General features: G+C 40.0%; 17 protein-coding genes and 1 riboswitch. Of the genes, 8 read left to right on the top strand and 9 right to left on the bottom strand.

The genetic code is table 11. The features are described 5' to 3' along the window. Positions 1 to 185: 185 nt before the first annotated feature. On the top strand, positions 186 to 1589 hold the full coding sequence (locus CSV74_RS09495) for a purine-cytosine permease family protein (RefSeq protein WP_099691455.1): 1404 nt from the start codon (positions 186 to 188) through the stop codon (positions 1587 to 1589). Positions 1590 to 1814: 225 nt separating this feature from the next. Here the strand turns inward: CSV74_RS09495 and CSV74_RS09490 are convergent, their stop codons facing one another. Further along, positions 1815 to 2327: a flavin reductase family protein gene (locus tag CSV74_RS09490; protein WP_029054218.1), complete on the bottom strand. Its 513-nt coding sequence runs from the start codon at positions 2325 to 2327 to the stop codon at positions 1815 to 1817. Positions 2328 to 2622: 295 nt separating this feature from the next. Between CSV74_RS09490 and CSV74_RS09485 the strand changes: the two genes are divergently transcribed. The 3 genes from CSV74_RS09485 (at position 2623) to CSV74_RS09475 (ending at position 5751) form a co-directional block, all read left to right on the top strand. After that, positions 2623 to 2925 (top strand): hypothetical protein, encoded by a 303-nt coding sequence (locus CSV74_RS09485; protein WP_029054219.1) that lies wholly within the window; start codon positions 2623 to 2625, stop codon positions 2923 to 2925. Between the two features lie 229 nt (positions 2926 to 3154). Then, complete coding sequence (locus tag CSV74_RS09480; protein ID WP_099691454.1) at positions 3155 to 3988, top strand: gluconate 2-dehydrogenase subunit 3 family protein; 834 nt, start codon at positions 3155 to 3157, stop codon at positions 3986 to 3988. Between the two features lie 17 nt (positions 3989 to 4005). Then, positions 4006 to 5751, top strand: a complete 1746-nt coding sequence (locus tag CSV74_RS09475) for a GMC family oxidoreductase (protein ID WP_099691453.1) — start codon at positions 4006 to 4008, stop codon at positions 5749 to 5751. A 229-nt stretch (positions 5752 to 5980) separates the two neighbouring features. Here the strand turns inward: CSV74_RS09475 and CSV74_RS09470 are convergent, their stop codons facing one another. Next, positions 5981 to 7030, bottom strand: coding sequence for a Rossmann-fold NAD(P)-binding domain-containing protein (locus tag CSV74_RS09470; RefSeq protein WP_233190863.1), 1050 nt, complete (start codon positions 7028 to 7030; stop codon positions 5981 to 5983). Positions 7031 to 7045: 15 nt separating this feature from the next. Next, positions 7046 to 7417, bottom strand: coding sequence for an NAD(P)H-binding protein (locus tag CSV74_RS16920; protein WP_233190861.1), 372 nt, complete (start codon positions 7415 to 7417; stop codon positions 7046 to 7048). A gap of 200 nt (positions 7418 to 7617) precedes the next feature. Between CSV74_RS16920 and CSV74_RS09465 the strand changes: the two genes are divergently transcribed. The 4 genes from CSV74_RS09465 to CSV74_RS09450 all read left to right on the top strand — a co-directional run bounded on the left by CSV74_RS09465 (position 7618) and on the right by CSV74_RS09450 (position 10860). After that, positions 7618 to 8178 (top strand): TetR/AcrR family transcriptional regulator, encoded by a 561-nt coding sequence (locus CSV74_RS09465; RefSeq protein WP_029054223.1) that lies wholly within the window; start codon positions 7618 to 7620, stop codon positions 8176 to 8178. A 62-nt stretch (positions 8179 to 8240) separates the two neighbouring features. Further along, positions 8241 to 8705: a GNAT family N-acetyltransferase gene (locus CSV74_RS09460; protein ID WP_099691452.1), complete on the top strand. Its 465-nt coding sequence runs from the start codon at positions 8241 to 8243 to the stop codon at positions 8703 to 8705. Next, positions 8702 to 10048, top strand: a complete 1347-nt coding sequence (locus tag CSV74_RS09455; protein ID WP_099691451.1) for an MATE family efflux transporter — start codon at positions 8702 to 8704, stop codon at positions 10046 to 10048. The genes CSV74_RS09460 and CSV74_RS09455 overlap by 4 nt, the downstream gene beginning before the upstream one ends. Positions 10049 to 10197: 149 nt before the next feature. Next, positions 10198 to 10388, top strand: a riboswitch (cobalamin riboswitch). A gap of 250 nt (positions 10389 to 10638) precedes the next feature. Continuing rightward, positions 10639 to 10860, top strand: coding sequence for a hypothetical protein (locus CSV74_RS09450; protein ID WP_029054226.1), 222 nt, complete (start codon positions 10639 to 10641; stop codon positions 10858 to 10860). Between the two features lie 48 nt (positions 10861 to 10908). Here the strand turns inward: CSV74_RS09450 and CSV74_RS09445 are convergent, their stop codons facing one another. The 6 genes from CSV74_RS09445 to CSV74_RS09420 all read right to left on the bottom strand — a co-directional run bounded on the left by CSV74_RS09445 (position 10909) and on the right by CSV74_RS09420 (position 17829). Beyond that, the gene (locus tag CSV74_RS09445; RefSeq protein ID WP_099691450.1) at positions 10909 to 12852 is read right to left on the bottom strand and encodes an ABC transporter permease; all 1944 of its coding nucleotides are present in this window, start codon (positions 12850 to 12852) and stop codon (positions 10909 to 10911) included. Then, a complete protein-coding gene (locus CSV74_RS09440) occupies positions 12842 to 13603 on the bottom strand; it encodes an ABC transporter ATP-binding protein (protein WP_099691449.1) in 762 nt (253 codons plus the stop codon). Before CSV74_RS09440 ends, CSV74_RS09445 begins: the two co-directional genes overlap by 11 nt. Positions 13604 to 13706: 103 nt before the next feature. Further along, positions 13707 to 14711 carry a sensor histidine kinase gene (locus CSV74_RS09435; protein ID WP_099691448.1) on the bottom strand — a complete coding sequence of 335 codons (1005 nt, stop codon included), beginning with the start codon at positions 14709 to 14711 and terminating at the stop codon, positions 13707 to 13709. Then, complete coding sequence (locus CSV74_RS09430; RefSeq protein WP_099691497.1) at positions 14708 to 15397, bottom strand: response regulator transcription factor; 690 nt, start codon at positions 15395 to 15397, stop codon at positions 14708 to 14710. The genes CSV74_RS09435 and CSV74_RS09430 overlap by 4 nt, the downstream gene beginning before the upstream one ends. Before the next feature lie 106 nt (positions 15398 to 15503). Further along, the gene (locus CSV74_RS09425) at positions 15504 to 16283 is read right to left on the bottom strand and encodes a YqhG family protein (protein ID WP_099691447.1); all 780 of its coding nucleotides are present in this window, start codon (positions 16281 to 16283) and stop codon (positions 15504 to 15506) included. A gap of 13 nt (positions 16284 to 16296) precedes the next feature. Further along, the gene (locus CSV74_RS09420) at positions 16297 to 17829 is read right to left on the bottom strand and encodes a DEAD/DEAH box helicase (protein ID WP_199170340.1); all 1533 of its coding nucleotides are present in this window, start codon (positions 17827 to 17829) and stop codon (positions 16297 to 16299) included. Positions 17830 to 17921: the final 92 nt, after the last annotated feature.

The following is a 17921-nucleotide window of genomic DNA, read 5'->3' as shown; positions in this document are numbered from 1 at the left end:
AAATCATGCACTTACTCTGTTACTATCACCAAGTCATCATAAACTTGATTTTTTCATTATGTTTTTGTTAAACTGATAAGGTGTCAATTCAAAGGACGAGCCAATTTCACCATCCTATATGATTAAGAACGTGCTAGCTAAGCTGGCAGAAGGGGTTGACTACTTACTACAAGGAGCTGATGTGTATGACAACAGAAGAAAAAGTACTGAGTACTATGGAAGATGATGAAATAGAAAAGGATTACTCCTTAGATCGTGTACCTTTAGAAGACCGTAATAAAAGTTGGCTGAGCATTACGAATATCACATTCGGAATCGCAACTGCCATCTTTTATTTCCAAATGGGTAGCGTCATGGCTTTGCAATTCGGTGCACCAAACGCTATCGTATCGGCTATTTACGCCATCATAGTAGCTGGTTTGCTTGGTACCGTAATTGCGTACTTATCCGCAAAATCAGGCATGAACGTTAACCTTTTATCACGGAGTGGCGGATTTGGCTATATTGGCTCATCGCTAACTTCATTAATATACGCCTCAAACTTCATTATGTATTGCGCGTTTGAAGGGTTAATTCTCGTATCTGCAGTTCACTATTTTACGCCTGACTTTCCTAAGTGGATTCTGATTGTTATTTTCGGAACACTTGTTATTCCACTTAACTGGTTCGGAATCGAGCAGCTGGACAAACTTCAAAAATGGTCCATGCCAGTATTTATGATATTCCTAGTTGCAGCCATTGTCGTATCGTTCATTAAACCGGCTGTTTATACAGGATCTGTCTTCTCTTATATGCCCGAAGGTGTTCAGTTTGGAGGAACGGCATTATTGTTCTGTATCGGGATGCATAATGGAATTATGGGACTGACCGCTCTACTCGCTTCAGACTATGCTCGTTTCCTAAAACCATCTGATCGAAAGTTCGGTTCAATTGCAATCGGTTTCATTCCTCAGATTTTCTGTTATGGAGTAATGGGCGGACTTGGTATTTGGTTCGGTGTTCGATTCTTGGAAAAAGATCCAGGCGTATACATCGTCCTATTGCTGGGAATCGGTGGCGCATTGTTTACAATGCTGACGCAGTTACGAATTAACGTAACCAATATTTACAGTAGTTCCCTATCGCTTTCGAATTTCTTTGAGAATGTGTTCCGATTCACGCCTGGCCGCAGGTTCTGGGTAGTAATCTCAGCTACAAGTGCGATCTTACTGATGCTCGGTGGAATTGTGGATCATCTAGATACTGTCATGACATTCCAAGGTGTGTTTCTATTTTCGTGGGCTGCCATTCTTGTGACGGATGCATTGGTTGTCAAAAAGTGGCTGAAGATAGGGCCAACTTATTACGTTTCAAGACAAGAATATTTGTATAAATGGAATCCTGTCGGTGTGGCTTCGTTACTGATAGCCAGTGCATTTGGTGCCATCGCGGCATCTGGTTATCTGGGCGTATTCCTACAATCCACAGCCGCATTTGTCGCTTCCATACTAGCCGCGATATTGACAGTAGTAATCGCTATATATACTAAAGGTAAATATTACTTAGTACGCGAACCAAATGATATTACAGCGGATGATAAATTAGGGTAATAATGAGTTACTCTTAAAAACAGGACTTCTGAACAGAAGTCCTGTTTTTATTTCAGGTTAATAAAACAACATAACAGTTATACGCAAAGAGAAATGGACTACGCTAGCGCTGCTGGTAAGCAAGAGCGTGTAGCTATAGAAACTAGTAATTTTTCTAAAGGTGACATAAAGAAAAGCCGTCTCGTTAAGGAGACGGCTTTATATATAGGCCTATATGCTTCAAATTTACGCTTTGTCATCTTGTTGGTAGAAAACAGGTGGCACAGACCCAAACACTCTACGGTGATACAACATAGGATCTTTATTTTTCTCCACTTGCAGATCTACTACTTCACCAATAATGATCGTGTGATCTCCTGCTTCAATCGTTTGGAACGTCTTACACTCAAACACACCAAATGCATCTTCAATAATTGGTACGCCATTATCCGACATTTCCCATTCACATGTAGAGAAACGATCTTCTACACGGCTCGCGAATGTATTACAAAGCTCTTTTTGATCTCCTGCAAGTACGTGTACAGCAAATTTACCGCCTTCCGTGAATGCTTTAATAGAAGAAACTCTATGATCAATAGACCATAAAAGAAGCATTGGATCCAAGGATACAGAGGCGAACGAGTTTACTGTCAGTCCAACTGGTGTGCCATCTTCAGTTACTGCAGTAACGACTGTTACACCAGTTGGATAATTCCCCATAATTTCTTTGAACAAATTTTGTTGTTCTTCTTTTTTCATGAAATATTCTCTCCTTTATAAATAAGCCCATTTGAGTAACAGATCTAGTCCATCACTATGTGAGTTAGGCATGTCTATATCCATCATAGCACTTTCAACACCATTCTTCAGTTTTCTCCTCTTGTTATATAGTTTTCTTATAGTTTATGTACCTTTACAACTGTTTGCTATCTCTCTCGCTAATTTTGTTATCAGTACTAAAGAATCACTTCTAGTTTTATATGTTTACAAAATATAAATAGGGATATTATTAGTATATGAACGATTATCAAACATCTAGAGGAGGATATTTATAATGGATTTAAATAAGCTAAAGAAAAATAATTTATTAAAAGTGGGAGCAGCTGCAATTCTTTCTGTTGGTGTCCTAAGCGCTTGTGGAGACGATGATCCAGTTATCGATGAGAATGACGATGTTGAAGTAGATCAACCAGCAGATGTTACTCCAAATGAAGATGTAGATGTGAATGAACCAGCAGATGATACTACTAACGACGACGTAGATGTGGATGAGCCAGCAGATGATACTACAAACGACGACGTAGATGTAGATGAGCCAGAAGTAGATATGGAACAAGATGCTGAAGAGAAAAACTAATTAAAATAAATCAATAGTAAAAACGTGAAGCCCCTGAAATCGCTTAAGTAATTTCAGGGGCTTTTTATTCCACAATGTTTATTCGGAATATTCAATTATTTAATAAACTACATTATTTCAATCTACAAAAACTCTTTATTATGTATAAACTCTACACATTCAACACAATATGATACGTAGTAGTGCATTGGTAAAATTTGAAAGTCGTATGTACAAGGAGGAGAACAAAGTGACAGAACCTAGACAACCTGAGGATACACAAAAAGGGATCAGTCGTAGAAATTTCATGAAGAATACCGGCTTATTGGCTGGAGGTTTAGTTGGCGGATCATTATTCGGTGGCTTATTGACTAATCAGCTCCAAAAACCAGGCGAACCTACAGACTCAGGGAAAGAAGTTGGCCATTTACTCGAAGCTCGGACTTTTTTCAGTAATGGCGAGGACTTTCTTATCCTATCCGCTGCTACTGAAAGGATATTTCCGAAAGACGATTTAGGCCCCGGTGCTATCGAATTAGGTGTACCTTACTTTATCGATCGACAACTTGCCGGCGAATGGGGTATGAACGGAAAAGAATATATGAAAGGGCCGTTTTTACAGACAGGTGCCGTAGATGCATATGAAAACCAAGCAGACATGAACCAAGACACAGGTCCAAACGCCGATACGCAAGTACCTACACCAGCCGTCAGATATCAAACTCCTATGACAAGAGGAGATATCTTCCTAGAAGGTGTACATGCATTAGAAAAAACGGCACAAGAGAAATTCGAAACAAATTTCCCTAAGCTAGAGCCGGAGCAACAAGATGAAATTTTGCAGATGTTCGACGATGGAAAAGCGAAGATGAACGGTGTCGCTTCGACAACGTTCTTTAATCTACTATTACAAACAACTATTGAAGGTGCGTATGCTGATCCGGTCTATGGTGGGAACCGCAATATGGAAGGCTGGAGGATGAAGGAGTTCCCTGGTCCACGTATGAGCTATACAGCAGATATCGAAAAAGAGGACTTCATCGTAATGAAACCTGAAAGCTTACGGAATTACCAAGGACACTGATAACAGGAGGAACTCATATGGCGAAAAAACTAAAAAAAGTAGATGTAGTCGTAGTAGGAAGTGGTTGGGCAGGTGGTGTAGTTTCTGCCGAGCTAGCGAAAGCTGGCTATCAGGTAGTAACGCTGGAACGGGGTAAAAAGCAGGACCGACAAGATTATATAGGTGTTAAAGATGAATTACGTTATACAGATCGTTACGAGATGATGCAAAATCTATCACCTGAAACGATTACATCACGGGTGAAACTGGAAGACACCGCTCTTCCAGTCCGCACAAGAGCAGAAATGATGGCTGGGACTGATTTAGGTGGGGGTAGTGTGCACTGGGCAGGTGCTACATATCGCTGGAGAGCTATCGACTTTGAATTACGTTCCAAGACCATTGAACGGTATGGCAAGGAAAAAATTCCTGAGGGCATGACGATCCAAGACTGGGGTATTACGTATGATGAGATGGAGCCTTATTACGATAAATGGGAGAAAACTGCCGGAATTTCAGGTGAGCCTGATCCGCTTGGCGACAAGCGTTCAAATGATTACCCTAACCCTCCTATGCTAGCATCACCTGCCGTGAAACTGTTTAAAGAAACAACGGAGAGAATGGGTTATCATCCATTCCAAGTCGCTTCCGGTAACTTATCACAAGCCTACACCAATCCGGACGGTGAAAAATTAAATGCTTGTATGTTCTGCTCTTATTGTACGATGTATGGCTGTGATTTCACGGCTAAATCGGATCCATTGGCTACAGTTATTCCGACTGCGCGCAAATCTGGAAACTGCGAAATTCGTACCAATTCTTTAGTGCGTCGTGTACTGCATAAAGACGGTAAAGCAACCGGTGTAATGTTTACTGATACACGGACAGGTATTGAATATGAACAACCAGCAGACGTTGTTGTATTAGGGGCATTTTCATTCACCAACAATCGCTTGTTGATGCTGTCAAAAATTGGGATACCATATGATCCAACAACACGCAAAGGAACCATTGGACGTAACTTTAATGGGCAATTCAATATCACATTCCTTGGGGCAAGAGGATTCTTTGAAAAGAAGAAGTTCAACCTCTACATGGGTGCAGGTGCGCTTGGTGGTACTTTGAGTGACTTTGCCGGTGATAACTTTGACCACTCTAATGTAGATTTCATCAATGGTGGCGGTATCGAATTACGTCAATATGGCGATGGGGCTATTGCATCAAACCACGTCCCAAGTGGCACGCCGAAATGGGGACCTGAGTTCAAGAAAAAATCGATCCATTATGCGAATCGCTCGCTAATAGCATGGTATACTCCTGCTGTTATGTCATGGTGGCATAATTACGTGGATCTAGATCCAACATACAAAGATGAATACGGAGATCCCCTATTACGTATTACGAATCGTTACACAGATCATGATCGGAACATGGCCAAATTTGGAATTGAAAAGTGTAGTGAAATCATGAAAGAAATGGGCGCTGATATCGTCGATGAAGATGAAGTGCCTGAAGAGTTCGATCATATATATTCGGGTGGTCACTATGCGGGCGGAATTATTATGGGGGCCGACCCTGAAACATCCGCAGTGAATAACTACCTTCAAATGTGGGAAATGGATAACTTATTCGTAGTGGGCGGTTCAGCATTCCCTCAATTCGGAGGACATCACCCCACTTCAACAATCGGTGCATTGGCATATCGTGCAGCTGAAGGCGTAGAGAAGTATTTAAAAGAAGGCGGCCAGCTTGCAGAAGCCAAGCAAGAAACATTAAACGCATAATGAGCCAGGCAGTCCGAAAGATGCCGTTGCTTTTGTTCTACGCTTTCCATAGTTTACGCAGTATATAAAAATTGGTATATTTCATAAATTGACGGGATTGTTGCATAAACCTCTTACCGTCGAAGACTTACGTAATAACCATCTGAATGTATATAGCAAGGCTCATCCATCCCAGACGATAAAGAAAAGCTCGGATCGGCAGTGTAATACTGCCGATCCGAGCTTTTCTTTATCGCACATTAGAAACAACAATGCCTAATCGATCACGTTCAATAGCACTCAACTTATACATATGCTGGCGGAAACAAGACATGACAAACGTGTGTATATTGGCTTGTGTGACGTAATAGACAAACCATGGTATAGACGGTAAGTAGTCATGAATCGCAATGATTACTTCATTCGATCCTGGAATCTTTCTAAACTCCATTCTGCCGCGTTCATTGGAATCAGGATCCATCAATAAACCGCCCGTTATATAGTAAAGTGAGCGATCTTTTGTACTACGATCTGCAGAATAACTTAACTCGAGCAATGTCCGATTACCGAGGAAACCGATTCGGCAATTTAACTGGTCGTTTACGTCGGTTTTCACCCAAGGATTCAAGAACGTAGAAAGCCATTTTACGTAATAACGTGCAGTTTCATCCGCAGTCCAGTTATAAGGTAATTCAATTCTTTGCACTGAACGAACATCTTGCTTAAGCGGCCCCATTGTTGGCTTCTTCTTTGACACTTCTTTTTCTTTCAATTCCGCCTCCAGTGCTTCTCTTGCAGCTTGAATGAACGGGATTTCTCCATCACTAATCCCTTCCATGTAACGCTCGGAATGGACGACCATTGGATGTTTCAAACTCTCCACTAACGGATACACAATCTCTTTTGGTGTTTGTGTAACTAAACGTAACCAGAGCCTCGACAGACTTAAGGAGAAGAATGGCACATCTAACATTTTTGATCGCGTTCCCGCTACTTCAGCAGTCTTCACCATCATCGACTTATACGTCATGACTTCGGGGCCGCCTATATCGATAGATCGTTGCGCGGGTTCAAAGTCCAATAGTAATGAGCTTAATGATTTCATCACATCATCCAGTGCTACAGGCTGTGTATTGGAGCGTGTCCACTTAGGTAAAATCATTACTGGAAGTCTTCTAACTAGCTTCGATAAAATTGGGAAAGAAGAACCTTTTGGACCGACAATTAGCCCTGCACGTAATGCGGTAACAGGAACGTTATATGAGCGTAAAATCCGTTCTACTTCTAAACGGCTTTTCAAATGGCGAGATAAATCTTATTCATCTTCATCGGGGCTAATTCCGCCCAAATAGACAATTTGTTTAATTCCTTGTTTTTTAGCTGCCTGCGCAAAGTTATCCGCTAAAATGACATCCATATCTTCAAAGGCACCTTGAGATAATTTCGCTGATTTTAGCATAGAATGAACGAGATACACCGCAATGTCCGCACCAGCCAAGCTCTTCTCAGCATCTTTCATAGAAAACAGATCACAAGACCGCCACTCAACGTCTTCCGTATTCTCCCGCCGATCTCCATTTCGTGACAGACCAATAACTTTTGCTTTTCCTTTTAGCTTTTTCAATAGATTATTGCCTATATATCCACTAGCACCCGCAACGGCTACAACCAATTTCCCTTCTCCCATACAACCCCCACCCTCTCTCGTACGTGTACAGTAAAACTACCCTGTATAAGGAGTTTATAAGCCTATCTAATTAAATAATATTGTTTTTAAGCAGCGGTCTTTGCTTTTTATATTAAAAGTACTTATACTAGATAAGAACGATGAAAACTGTATATGTTTTTTTAGTTTTCATTCGGTATATACGGATAGGGGTACGATAAATGAAAGCACGTATTATGAAAGCTTTCCTCGAAGAAGTTCATGAAAAAAGTATGAAGTTTACGATGGATGATCTAGCCAAAAGACTAGGTATCAGCAAACGGACATTATACGAACACTTTTCTTCGAAAACGGAAATTTTAGATGCGATGATCGACTCGACATTACAGGAGTTCGACGAAAAAACCGATATCATTATGAAAGACGATGAACTACATCTTGTCGATAAGATTAAGAAAGTCATTACGGTCATACCGAAATACAATGACTTTTATAACTGGCAAATACTTGATCAAATGAGAAAAACACATCCCCAACAATGGGAGCGAGTACACGCTGCACTTCATGAATGGGATGAACTTCGTGAATTAATTGAACAAGGAATTCATGAAGGGATCATTGCAGATCAAAACGTAGAGTTACTTATGAAGTTGATTATAGATGCAACCAACTCTACACTTGATCGAAAGTTTTTCTACGAAAATCGTATGACGGTAACCGAAGCATTGGATTCCATTGTTGATATCCTGTTGTTCGGATTTATTAAGAAAAGTGATGACTAAATAAACTAATAAAACAAAAGAAGTTTTACTGTTTTACAAAAAAATGAAAGCGAGATGGAATTATGAGCCTCCACGCATGTGAGGTAACGAATGAAAATTGGCAGGATGTTGCCTATTTATCCGTACACGAAAACCAAAAGAACTTTATTGAAAGCAATTCATTTTCACTAGCACAATCTCAATTCGAACCAGAATGGAAGTCCATTGGATTATATGATGGAGAGGAATTAGTCGGCTATGCTATGCATGGACGTGAAGCAGATGGCAACGTATGGCTTGATCGCTTTATGATAGATCAGCATCACCAAGGCAAAGGTTATGCTAGCAGATTTCTTAAACTTCTACTTACGAGAATGGAAGAAAAGTATCAATGCAACAAGATATATTTAAGTATTTATCCAAGTAATAAAGCCGCACAGCATTTATATGAAAAATTCGGTTTTAAGTTAAATGGTAAAATTGATGATGTAGGTGAATTCCCTTGTCTCATCATGGAACTTGATCTTCAAAGGAGCCCTGTGCAATGAGTTCTTCTTCACCCAAGTTCAATAAATTGGATACTGAGCCAGTAGGACGTATCTTTTTACGTTATTTAATACCGTCAACTGTCGGTATGTTGCTGATGGCAATCAATATTGTGGCGGATGGTATCATGGTCGGTAATCGATTGGGTGCAGAAGCATTGGCGGGAGTCGGAATTTCGGCTCCCGTTTATACCATATTTTTTGCTATTTCCTTATGGATTGGTATAGGTGCCGCCACAAAATACTCGATGGCAATGGGTGCTAAAGATGTGCTTAAAGCTCGTTCGATTTTCACACATGCAATCATTTCCATTTTCTTATTCACCATTATATTAGGCTTAACCGCCTTTATTTTTAGGGATTCGCTAGCATACGCACTTGGAGCGAATACCACTACATTTCCATATGTATCGCAATATTTATTTGTGATATTACTGTTTGGCTTTATCTTTACTATAGAAAACACATTTAGTATTTTCGTACGTAACGATGGTGCACCGAACCTTTCGATGGCTGGGTTAATTGTGACGTCGGTCGTCAACATCATCTTGAATTATGTGTTCTTATTCATTTTGGATTACGGTGTTGCCGGTGCTGCAACCGCTACAATTATTGCATCCTTTATGGGCATGTTAGTACTACTCGCCCACTTCTTTAAGAAAAACAATAACTTAAAATTGATTCGCTTAAAGTTCAATAAAAAGCTGTTCCTAGCCATTCTTTTCATCGGATTTCCGAGCTTCCTTTCCGAGTTGGGAATTTCCTTCTTTACCATTACACATAATATTGCGTTCGAACGGATGGCCGGTACAGAAGGTGTTGCGGCATTCTCTATTTTAAACTATGTGCACAGTGTCATGCTTATGCTATTCCTCGGGATGGGTGGTGCCATTCAGCCGCTGATCAGTTATTATCAAGGCTCTGGTAACCGTATAAGGATGAAGGAAACCGTTAAAAAGGCCACTCTCACAGTGGTCATCGCGGGTGCTGTGTTCTTCCTTGTCGGACAGTTTGCAGCAGGCCCTATCGTGTCTATTTTCGGAGACTTCACACAAGCCGTCAGGGATTTGGCTACTACTGGAATTAATCTATTCTTCTTTGCCTATTTGTTCACAGGTACGAATTTTGTCATGATGACTTATTATCAATCTGTCGGCAATGTACGGATGGCCACTTGGATCACCGCTTCACGTGAAATCATCGTCATGTTGATTTTCTTGATGATCTTGCCACGCATCTTCGGATTGAATGGTATTTGGTTATCCATTCCCGCTTCTGAGCTTGTCGTATTTATTGGCGTGTATTTATATCAAAGGAACGCTACTCGACATTCGTTAATCGGCTAGGCGTTGGTCTATAGAACAGTACAGAAACATAAATCATTGTTCTAAGCAGCGCGTTCCATAGAATTAGTGTGAGTACGTGTTGTAGTAGAGAATGTTGCACTATTTTTGTTCCTTTCATCAATAAGAGTGCTATACTGAAAGAGCAACTGAATATCGTGTTAGAGATAGGTGCGTTTATTTTTCTTAAACGCTTAAAAGGGAAATCGGTGAAAAGCCGATGCTGTCCCGCAACTGTGAGTTGGAGTATAATTCGTTACCACTGTTTCACCGTGAGGGAAATGGGAAGGTGAATTATACGTTGAAGACGAGCCAGGAGACCTGCCTAGATCAGTACACACCAATACCCTACGCGGATAGGAGGTGTCAAGTGCGGCTTATGAAAAATTACACACAAGCCGACGTACGAAAAAACGGAATCAGGACATTCATTAGGTGGCTTCGATATAGTTTCTATCGATCCAGCATATGTGTATTTCCTGCCGAACCGTTTAATTCGTCACGGCTTCCCACTTAACATTCTTCCAGGTATTTACCGGAAGGATGTTTTTTATGTCAACGAATCCATACAAACACGATGAGGAGAATGAATTATGCACAATCAAACAATTGATGATTTTACAAACTTATTAAAGGACACATTGATGTCGGATCGAGTGAGCACTCACTCTACTCCCCTTCCTATACTAGTGGAAAATGTAAAGAAACAAATTGCTGAAGACACTTCAAATGACTCTGCAGAAAAAAGCAAACAACTAGCTAATTTAGATAAAGCATATCAAATCGTAGTTGCTGAATTAGTAGGTAGTAACTAATTCGTAATAAAACACCCCTGACCTTAATGTGTCAGGGGTGTTACTATGTTATAAAGAATCTTTAATCACACGCTTATAATTCAATACGGAAAGCAAGCCAAATATAGAATAAAGCGCTGTGTATATGAACATCACAATAATCGTGGGCGCCAGCATTTCAGTACCGAATAAGAACCAGCCGGATTTCACCGCGAAATAGCTGTGGAAGAGACCGACGACTAACGGAATACCGAAATTAAATAACTGCTTTCGTTGAACCCCTTTTAGCAAATCTGTTTGTGTATAGCCCAGTTTACGAAGAATAGTGTAGTTCGATTTTTCATCTTCACTTTCGTCCATTTGTTTAAAGTATAAGATACAGCCAGAAGTGACAAGGAAAGCGAGGCCGAGGAATCCCACGATGAACATGATCATGCCTGCACCTTGCATTTGTTTCGTTCTTTCCTCAAACTTCGATTCATGTCCTGCCCAGTCGTTTATTCCCAACACATTAAATATATCATTCGCTTTTTCTAGATCATTCTCATTCTCGATATCCACTCCATGATATTCCGTAAATTCGGATTCTACGGAAGGATCTATATCTACATTCATCTGCTGGAACACTTGATCATCCACTACCGCGACTACAAAACCATAGGTTACACGTATGGGCAAAACAACTACCCTTTCTGTCCCTTCCAGTGTTAGATCATACTCATGCTCTTTGCCTTGGAAAACGACTTGCTGATCTTCTTTGAATTTCATGAAGTTTTCCGTTAAATTATCAGAGTTGACGAAGAGCACTTCCTTTTCTGCTACGTCTATCTCCGGTAATCCTTTATCACTAATAACGATCATTTCTGTATCGGTATAACTTATATCTTGACTATCCCCACCGGCAATAGATAGTACTCTCGATAAATCAACAGGTGTATTCAATAGATCGATAGCTGTCTCTGTATAGGCAATGCTTTCACTTTCAAGCGCCTGTGTAAATTCCATTGCACGCGTAGTATCAGGAATAGTAAAGTCGGCCGGAATAGTTCGCTCTACTGACTTCTCTACTGAGTAATACGAAATATAACTTAAAGAAAGTAATGCAATGGATAGCGCAGATACCGATGTAATAATCATTAATAGAAGAGAATTCGATTTCATTCGAAACATAATTGAAGAGAGAGACAGCACATCGTTAACGTTCAGATATCCTCCTTTACGTTTACGAATCAGGTTAAAGATAAAGCTAACGGAGCCTTTATAGAACAAATACGTTCCCATGACGACAGAAGCTAGTATGATGATCATCACCAGAAATAGCTGTTCGCCTAGGAACACACTACTGAATAATCGAGATGATAAATAATAGCCGAATACAATGAGTAGAATACCGAACACACCGACAACCGCCTGGAATACTGTCATCTTTTTGACCCGCTGTTGCGTTACGGTGGTTACACGGAACAAAGATAATATACTTTGTCGTTTAATGAATAGCGCATTCATGATCAAAATCAATACAAAGATTACTGCAAATACGATCAGCGTTTGAAGTAATGCTGCTGAAGAGAAACGTAAAGTTGCAACATCCGTTACACCAGTGACCTTAAATAGAATGAGCATGAGTAATCGTGACATGGAAAATCCTAAGAGTATCCCTATAACGAGAGAGCCGATATATAACACGAAATTCTCTACACTTAAAATACGGAAAACGGTTCCTTTCGTCATCCCGATCAATTGGAATAATCCAATCTCCTTACTGCGTCGTTTAATGAATAGATTGTTAGCATATAGCAAGAATACAGACACGATAACAATTAGAAAAACTGAACCTGTTTTAATAGCTGCAGCACCTTTCACTCCTCCTGTTGCATCGTCCAATGCTGGATCAAATTGCAGAGTTACAAATGAAAAGTACAAGCCCACGCTAAAAACCAAAGCAAAGATATACACATAATAATGTTTAAGGTTTTTCTTGATATTGCGGAAAATCAGCTGATTAAGCGTCATGTTGCACACCACCCAACACACCTTGCGTTTTGATGATGTCATTAAAAAATTCGTTACGCGTTTGGTCTCCTTTATTCAGTTGCGTGTAGATTTGTCCATCTTTGATGAACACTACACGCTCACTAAAACTTGCGGCGAGAGGATCATGAGTAACCATGACGATAGAAGCATTTCTCTTCATATTGAGATCACTTAGTTTGTTCAACAAATCGGATGCCGCTCTTGAATCAAGAGCACCAGTTGGTTCATCCGCAAAAATGATGCTTGGATCATGGATAAATGCTCGTGCGGCAGACGTTCTTTGCTTTTGACCACCTGAAATTTCATTTGGATATTTAGTAGCAATTTCGGAAATACCCAATTCCTCCGCCACTGCAAGAAATTTTTCATTGGCTAGTTTTCTTGATACTTTCTGCACCGATAGTGGAAGCAGTATGTTTTCTTTTACTGTTAACGTATCGAGTAAGTTATAGTCCTGAAAGATGAAGCCCAAATGACGTTTTCGGAATTCCGCCATTTGCTTTTCTTTCATATCGTTGAGGTTCTGCCCTTCTATGCTGATCGTTCCCTGGCTAACGCGATCAATGGATGAAAGGACGTTCAGGAGAGTTGTTTTGCCCGATCCCGATGCCCCCATGATGCTGACGAATTCACCTTTTTGTACTTCAAGGTCCAACGCGCGTAACACTTCCTGTTTATTAAATTTATTGCCATATATTTTATAGATTTTCGTTGCTTGTAAAATTACCATATCCATCACTCCTTGTGTATTCTATCTTAATCAATGTTCAAATTTTTCTCCTGTCTTTGATATGACAATTAGAAAAAGCATGTGACGATACTGTCACATGCTTTTACAGACGCGCTATACGTATCATTTCGTTTTCTTTTGCAAAGATCAAAGAGAACCGCGTACCTTTTCCTACTGTTGACTCTACTTTAATCGTAATCAAGAGAGATTCTGCTACTTGTTTTGCTAAGTACAGCCCCATTCCTGTAGCCGCATGATTTTGATGGTTTGCTGTTCCAGTGAAGCCCTTATCGAATATACGAGATAAGTCCCTCAGAGCAATACCCTGCCCAAAATCTTCGATCGATAACGTGGTGATACCACCCTTGCTAGTACACCGGATACGTATGTCCGAATCCTCACTGTATTTCACCGCATTCGTCAGCAATTGCCTTAGAATGAAGCCAAGCCATTTTGCATCGGTCAATACTTTTTCTGCTTCCAATGATACATTAAAACCAATCCGCTTTTGCATACACCATTGCTTTAACGATTTTATCTCCTGAAATAACAACTTTTGTACATCGACCTTTTCAATATATAAATCATTCTGGATAAATGGGATACGCTTTTGATGTAGTTGCTGGTCGAGTAACAAATGGATGCGAAGCCACTCGAACATCAACTGTGATCGAAGCACAGGATCTTCCGTTCGTTCGATCATTAATTGCAGCGTTGTCAGTGGTGTTTTCACTTCATGTATCCAATTCAACATGTCATCTTTCTCTTGCTCTAAACTGATTTGCAATTCATCCAATCGTTTTTTAAACACGTGTATTTGTCCGGAAATTCTTTCCGAAGAAATGGCTTCGAAAGGACTGGTAGCTTCAGGTATTGCAGTAAGATCAAATGACGGTTCTACTGTTTCTAAGCATTTATAAAATCTCGTTTCTTTTCCATAACGCATAACAATAAATATAACGAAAGACAAACAGGATATGAATGTTATATAGACAGTAGACAAGAATGGAATACTCGTGTCCAAGTAACCCATTGCTAGAACGAGTAGTTGCAAGAAGATGAAGAACAGTACCCAACTCACACGTTCTTTTAGAAATATTCGTATCATAATTGCTTTTCCTTCGCCATATACCCTTGCCCCACTTTTGTTTCGATTACATCTACCAAACCGATCTCTGCGATCCGTTTACGTAAACGGTTGACATTGACCGTCAGCGTATTATCGCTGACAAATCGTTCATCATCCCAAAGGCTTGTGATGATTTCTTCTCTTGATACAATTTCATTCTTTCTCTCTATTAATACTTTTAAGATGTAAATTTCGTTTTTCGTCAACTCAATAGTCCCGTTCTCATTGGTAAGCGTACCTTTGACAAAATCTACAGCGGCTTCACACCACGTTTTCATTTCCAAAGTCTGATCGATACTATAGTTATACACACGGCGTAAAACCGCTTGAATCTTTGCGATCAATACGTCAAAGTGAAACGGCTTTTGAACGAAATCATCGGCTCCGAGTTGCATCGACATCACCATGTCAGTCGGATGATCCCGCGAAGACAGAAAAATAATTGGGACATTCGAATGTGTTCGAATCATCCGACACCAATGGAATCCATCGAACTTTGGTAATTGAATATCTATAATTACAAGATCAGGTTTGATTTCGGTGAATTCTTGCAGTACATTTCCAAAATCTCCGATCCCCGCCACTGAGTAAGACCATTGCGTTAACCGTTCTTTTATTTCCTCAAATAATGTTTGATCATCTTCGATTAGCATAATTGTAAACAATGAACTCACCACACTTTTCTTCGTTGCTATTAGTTTATCCTATAAACAGTCAGAATCAAAACAGCGCGCAAGTGAAAGCAGATTCACTTGCGCGCTATTTTGATTTCTATTTCAAATAAAATAAGCCACCATTTACAACATCCACTGAAATCCGTGGCTTAAAACGTTCTTCCATTGCCTGCTTCTCCATCTCATAACACTCAGGTTTAGGTTCTTGTCCTTCATAGAAATAATCTAGTACCGCCTGGTCTTTCCTCCATCTCTTTTCTGCTTCCTCCACCCACGTTAGATCTTCACCTTCAATTACTTGTGTGATCACAGCATCTAATCGATCAAGCGCGCGGACAGGTGTGATGATATAAGGTAAATGAAATACCTGTTCAGACGATTGGTCCGATAAATCCAGCATACTAATAGTTTCCTGGAACTCTTTGACGACTGCCCCCGTCATCAAATTGATACCTACTGAATACAACATCTCCTTCGTTTGATGACTGGTGAATGACACTTTATAATTTACACCAACCCATGGAGTCAGAACCACTTGGTTGTTAGTACCCACTATACGCTCATACATTTTCACAAACTGTCCCATTTCTTTCGTTACTTGAAATAATTGATGCAGACGCGGTGACCCAAGGTGGATTACTTCCCCTCTCATCCCATTATGCAACTGCTGCATATCTGTAATTAGCGTTAACTGTGCCGGATTCGGTATCTCATTGACGCTCTCTATATACCTCCAATAAAAAGGGCGGTTCATGATTCTTTTATCCATATCGATGGTTAGTTGCACGGTTAGATAATGTTCATTTCCATGAAGTATTTCACAGTCATTCTCCTTGAAGAATCTGTGAAGGTACGTATGGATCTCTGTCGAATGCATAAATTCTCCTCCTTCACACAGACCGTTCTTTCATTTCCAAAATATCATCTAGTTCGCCTACTACTTGTTCAAATGTCTCAATCTTTCCTTGCAGCACTTTCATCACATGATCATCAATCGTTTCTTTCACGGCAAGATTATAAATCTGTACGTCGTGTTCTTGTCCCAACCGATGAACACGTCCAATCCGCTGTTCCAATTTCATTGGATTCCAAGGGAGGTCGTAATTGATGACGTGATGGCAAAATTGCAAGTTAATTCCCTCTGCTCCAGATTCTGTTGCGATCAGCACTTGTGCTTGTTGCTTAAACAAATGCTTAATCCATTCACGGCTACTTTTGCTTAGCTTTCCATTGAAAATGACATTCGATATGCCATTCGCATACAGATAATCACTTAGATACAACTGTGTCATCCGATACTCAGTAAAAATAATTACTTTTTCATTCGCTTGTATGATCAGTTCCGTGGCCTTTTTTGCTTTTGAATGAATTGATAATTTCTCTAGTTGTCCAATGACTTCTTCCACATGTGTAATTTCTTCAACTCGCTTACATTCTGGCAATAAATTCCTCAATGTACCGATTGTTGCCTCGGGGCTGCTGCACATTTCCCTTTGTAAAGTCATCGTGGAAAATGCACCTGAAAATACCGAAGATATATGTTTTAGATTGGATATAGCTGTGTATACTTGTCTTTCATGGTCCGTGAAAGTGATAGGAATTGTATGAACTTTCCGTGTGGACCATTCCACACCCGTGTCCTGTCGCCTGTTTCGTACCATAACTTGGCTGACTAGTTCTTTTAAATAACTATCACGTTCTTCATCACGATTTTTAGCGGAAAACACTGAAGAAAATTCATCATAGTTTCCTAAATGACCTTGTTTAAGTAACGTCACTAAATAAAACAATTCAAACGTATCATTTTGAATCGGCGTGGCTGTAAGTAATAAACAGAATTTCTTCTTCAAACTTTGTACAAATTCATAACTAATTGTCTGATGGTTTTTCAACTTATGCGCTTCATCTACAATAATCAAATCATAGTCTTGAGCATAGATTTTCTCTTTATGCGGACTGCGTTTGGCTGTGTCCATACTCATGACTACTACATCGACATAGTCAAGCTCATAATTCTTTTTGTACAGCAGCGCAGGGATATGGAATTTTGTATACAACTCTTCCACCCATTGATTAACGAGAGAAGCTGGTACTAAAATTAGCACTTTTTTCACAAGCCCTCGCAGCAAGTATTCTTTAATGATCAGACCTGCTTCAATGGTCTTACCGAGCCCTACTTCATCCGCTAAAATCGCTTTACCATTCATCTGTTCAATCACTCGTTCAGCCGCTTCTATCTGATGGGGTAACGGTTTTATGTTTGGTAAGTAAGCAAGTGACTGCAATCCAGTGAAATTCGTTATTAAATTATTTTTTGCGATGGTATAGCTCAAGTTATACAGCACCGAATTATTCCATGGTTCATGGTTTTCAAGTCGTTGAATAAACCCTTCTTTCCAAGAAGACGATCTTTCAATTAGCATTCCAATCACCTCAACTAGCTTGTATGTTTTGATTAGAATACCCAGAAAACATCATATTATGATAAACAAAAAAGACCCTTCGCATATGAAGG

This window comes from Sporosarcina sp. P19 (assembly GCF_002743165.1).
Classification (GTDB): Bacteria; Bacillota; Bacilli; order Bacillales_A; family Planococcaceae; genus Sporosarcina; species Sporosarcina ureae.
This window is presented reverse-complemented; position numbering and strand designations above follow the sequence as displayed.

Coding starts and splice junctions, on each gene's coding strand:
- CSV74_RS09495 (WP_099691455.1), top strand. CDS start 186: ATGACAACAGAAGAAAAAGTACTGAGTACTATGGAAGATGATGAAATA.
- CSV74_RS09490 (WP_029054218.1), bottom strand. CDS start 2,327: ATGAAAAAAGAAGAACAACAAAATTTGTTCAAAGAAATTATGGGGAAT.
- CSV74_RS09485 (WP_029054219.1), top strand. CDS start 2,623: ATGGATTTAAATAAGCTAAAGAAAAATAATTTATTAAAAGTGGGAGCA.
- CSV74_RS09475 (WP_099691453.1), top strand. CDS start 4,006: ATGGCGAAAAAACTAAAAAAAGTAGATGTAGTCGTAGTAGGAAGTGGT.
- CSV74_RS16920 (WP_233190861.1), bottom strand. CDS start 7,417: ATGGGAGAAGGGAAATTGGTTGTAGCCGTTGCGGGTGCTAGTGGATAT.
- CSV74_RS09465 (WP_029054223.1), top strand. CDS start 7,618: ATGAAAGCACGTATTATGAAAGCTTTCCTCGAAGAAGTTCATGAAAAA.
- CSV74_RS09460 (WP_099691452.1), top strand. CDS start 8,241: ATGAGCCTCCACGCATGTGAGGTAACGAATGAAAATTGGCAGGATGTT.
- CSV74_RS09455 (WP_099691451.1), top strand. CDS start 8,702: ATGAGTTCTTCTTCACCCAAGTTCAATAAATTGGATACTGAGCCAGTA.
- CSV74_RS09450 (WP_029054226.1), top strand. CDS start 10,639: ATGCACAATCAAACAATTGATGATTTTACAAACTTATTAAAGGACACA.
- CSV74_RS09445 (WP_099691450.1), bottom strand. CDS start 12,852: ATGACGCTTAATCAGCTGATTTTCCGCAATATCAAGAAAAACCTTAAA.
- CSV74_RS09440 (WP_099691449.1), bottom strand. CDS start 13,603: ATGGTAATTTTACAAGCAACGAAAATCTATAAAATATATGGCAATAAA.
- CSV74_RS09435 (WP_099691448.1), bottom strand. CDS start 14,711: ATGATACGAATATTTCTAAAAGAACGTGTGAGTTGGGTACTGTTCTTC.
- CSV74_RS09425 (WP_099691447.1), bottom strand. CDS start 16,283: ATGCATTCGACAGAGATCCATACGTACCTTCACAGATTCTTCAAGGAG.
- CSV74_RS09420 (WP_199170340.1), bottom strand. CDS start 17,829: ATGCTAATTGAAAGATCGTCTTCTTGGAAAGAAGGGTTTATTCAACGA.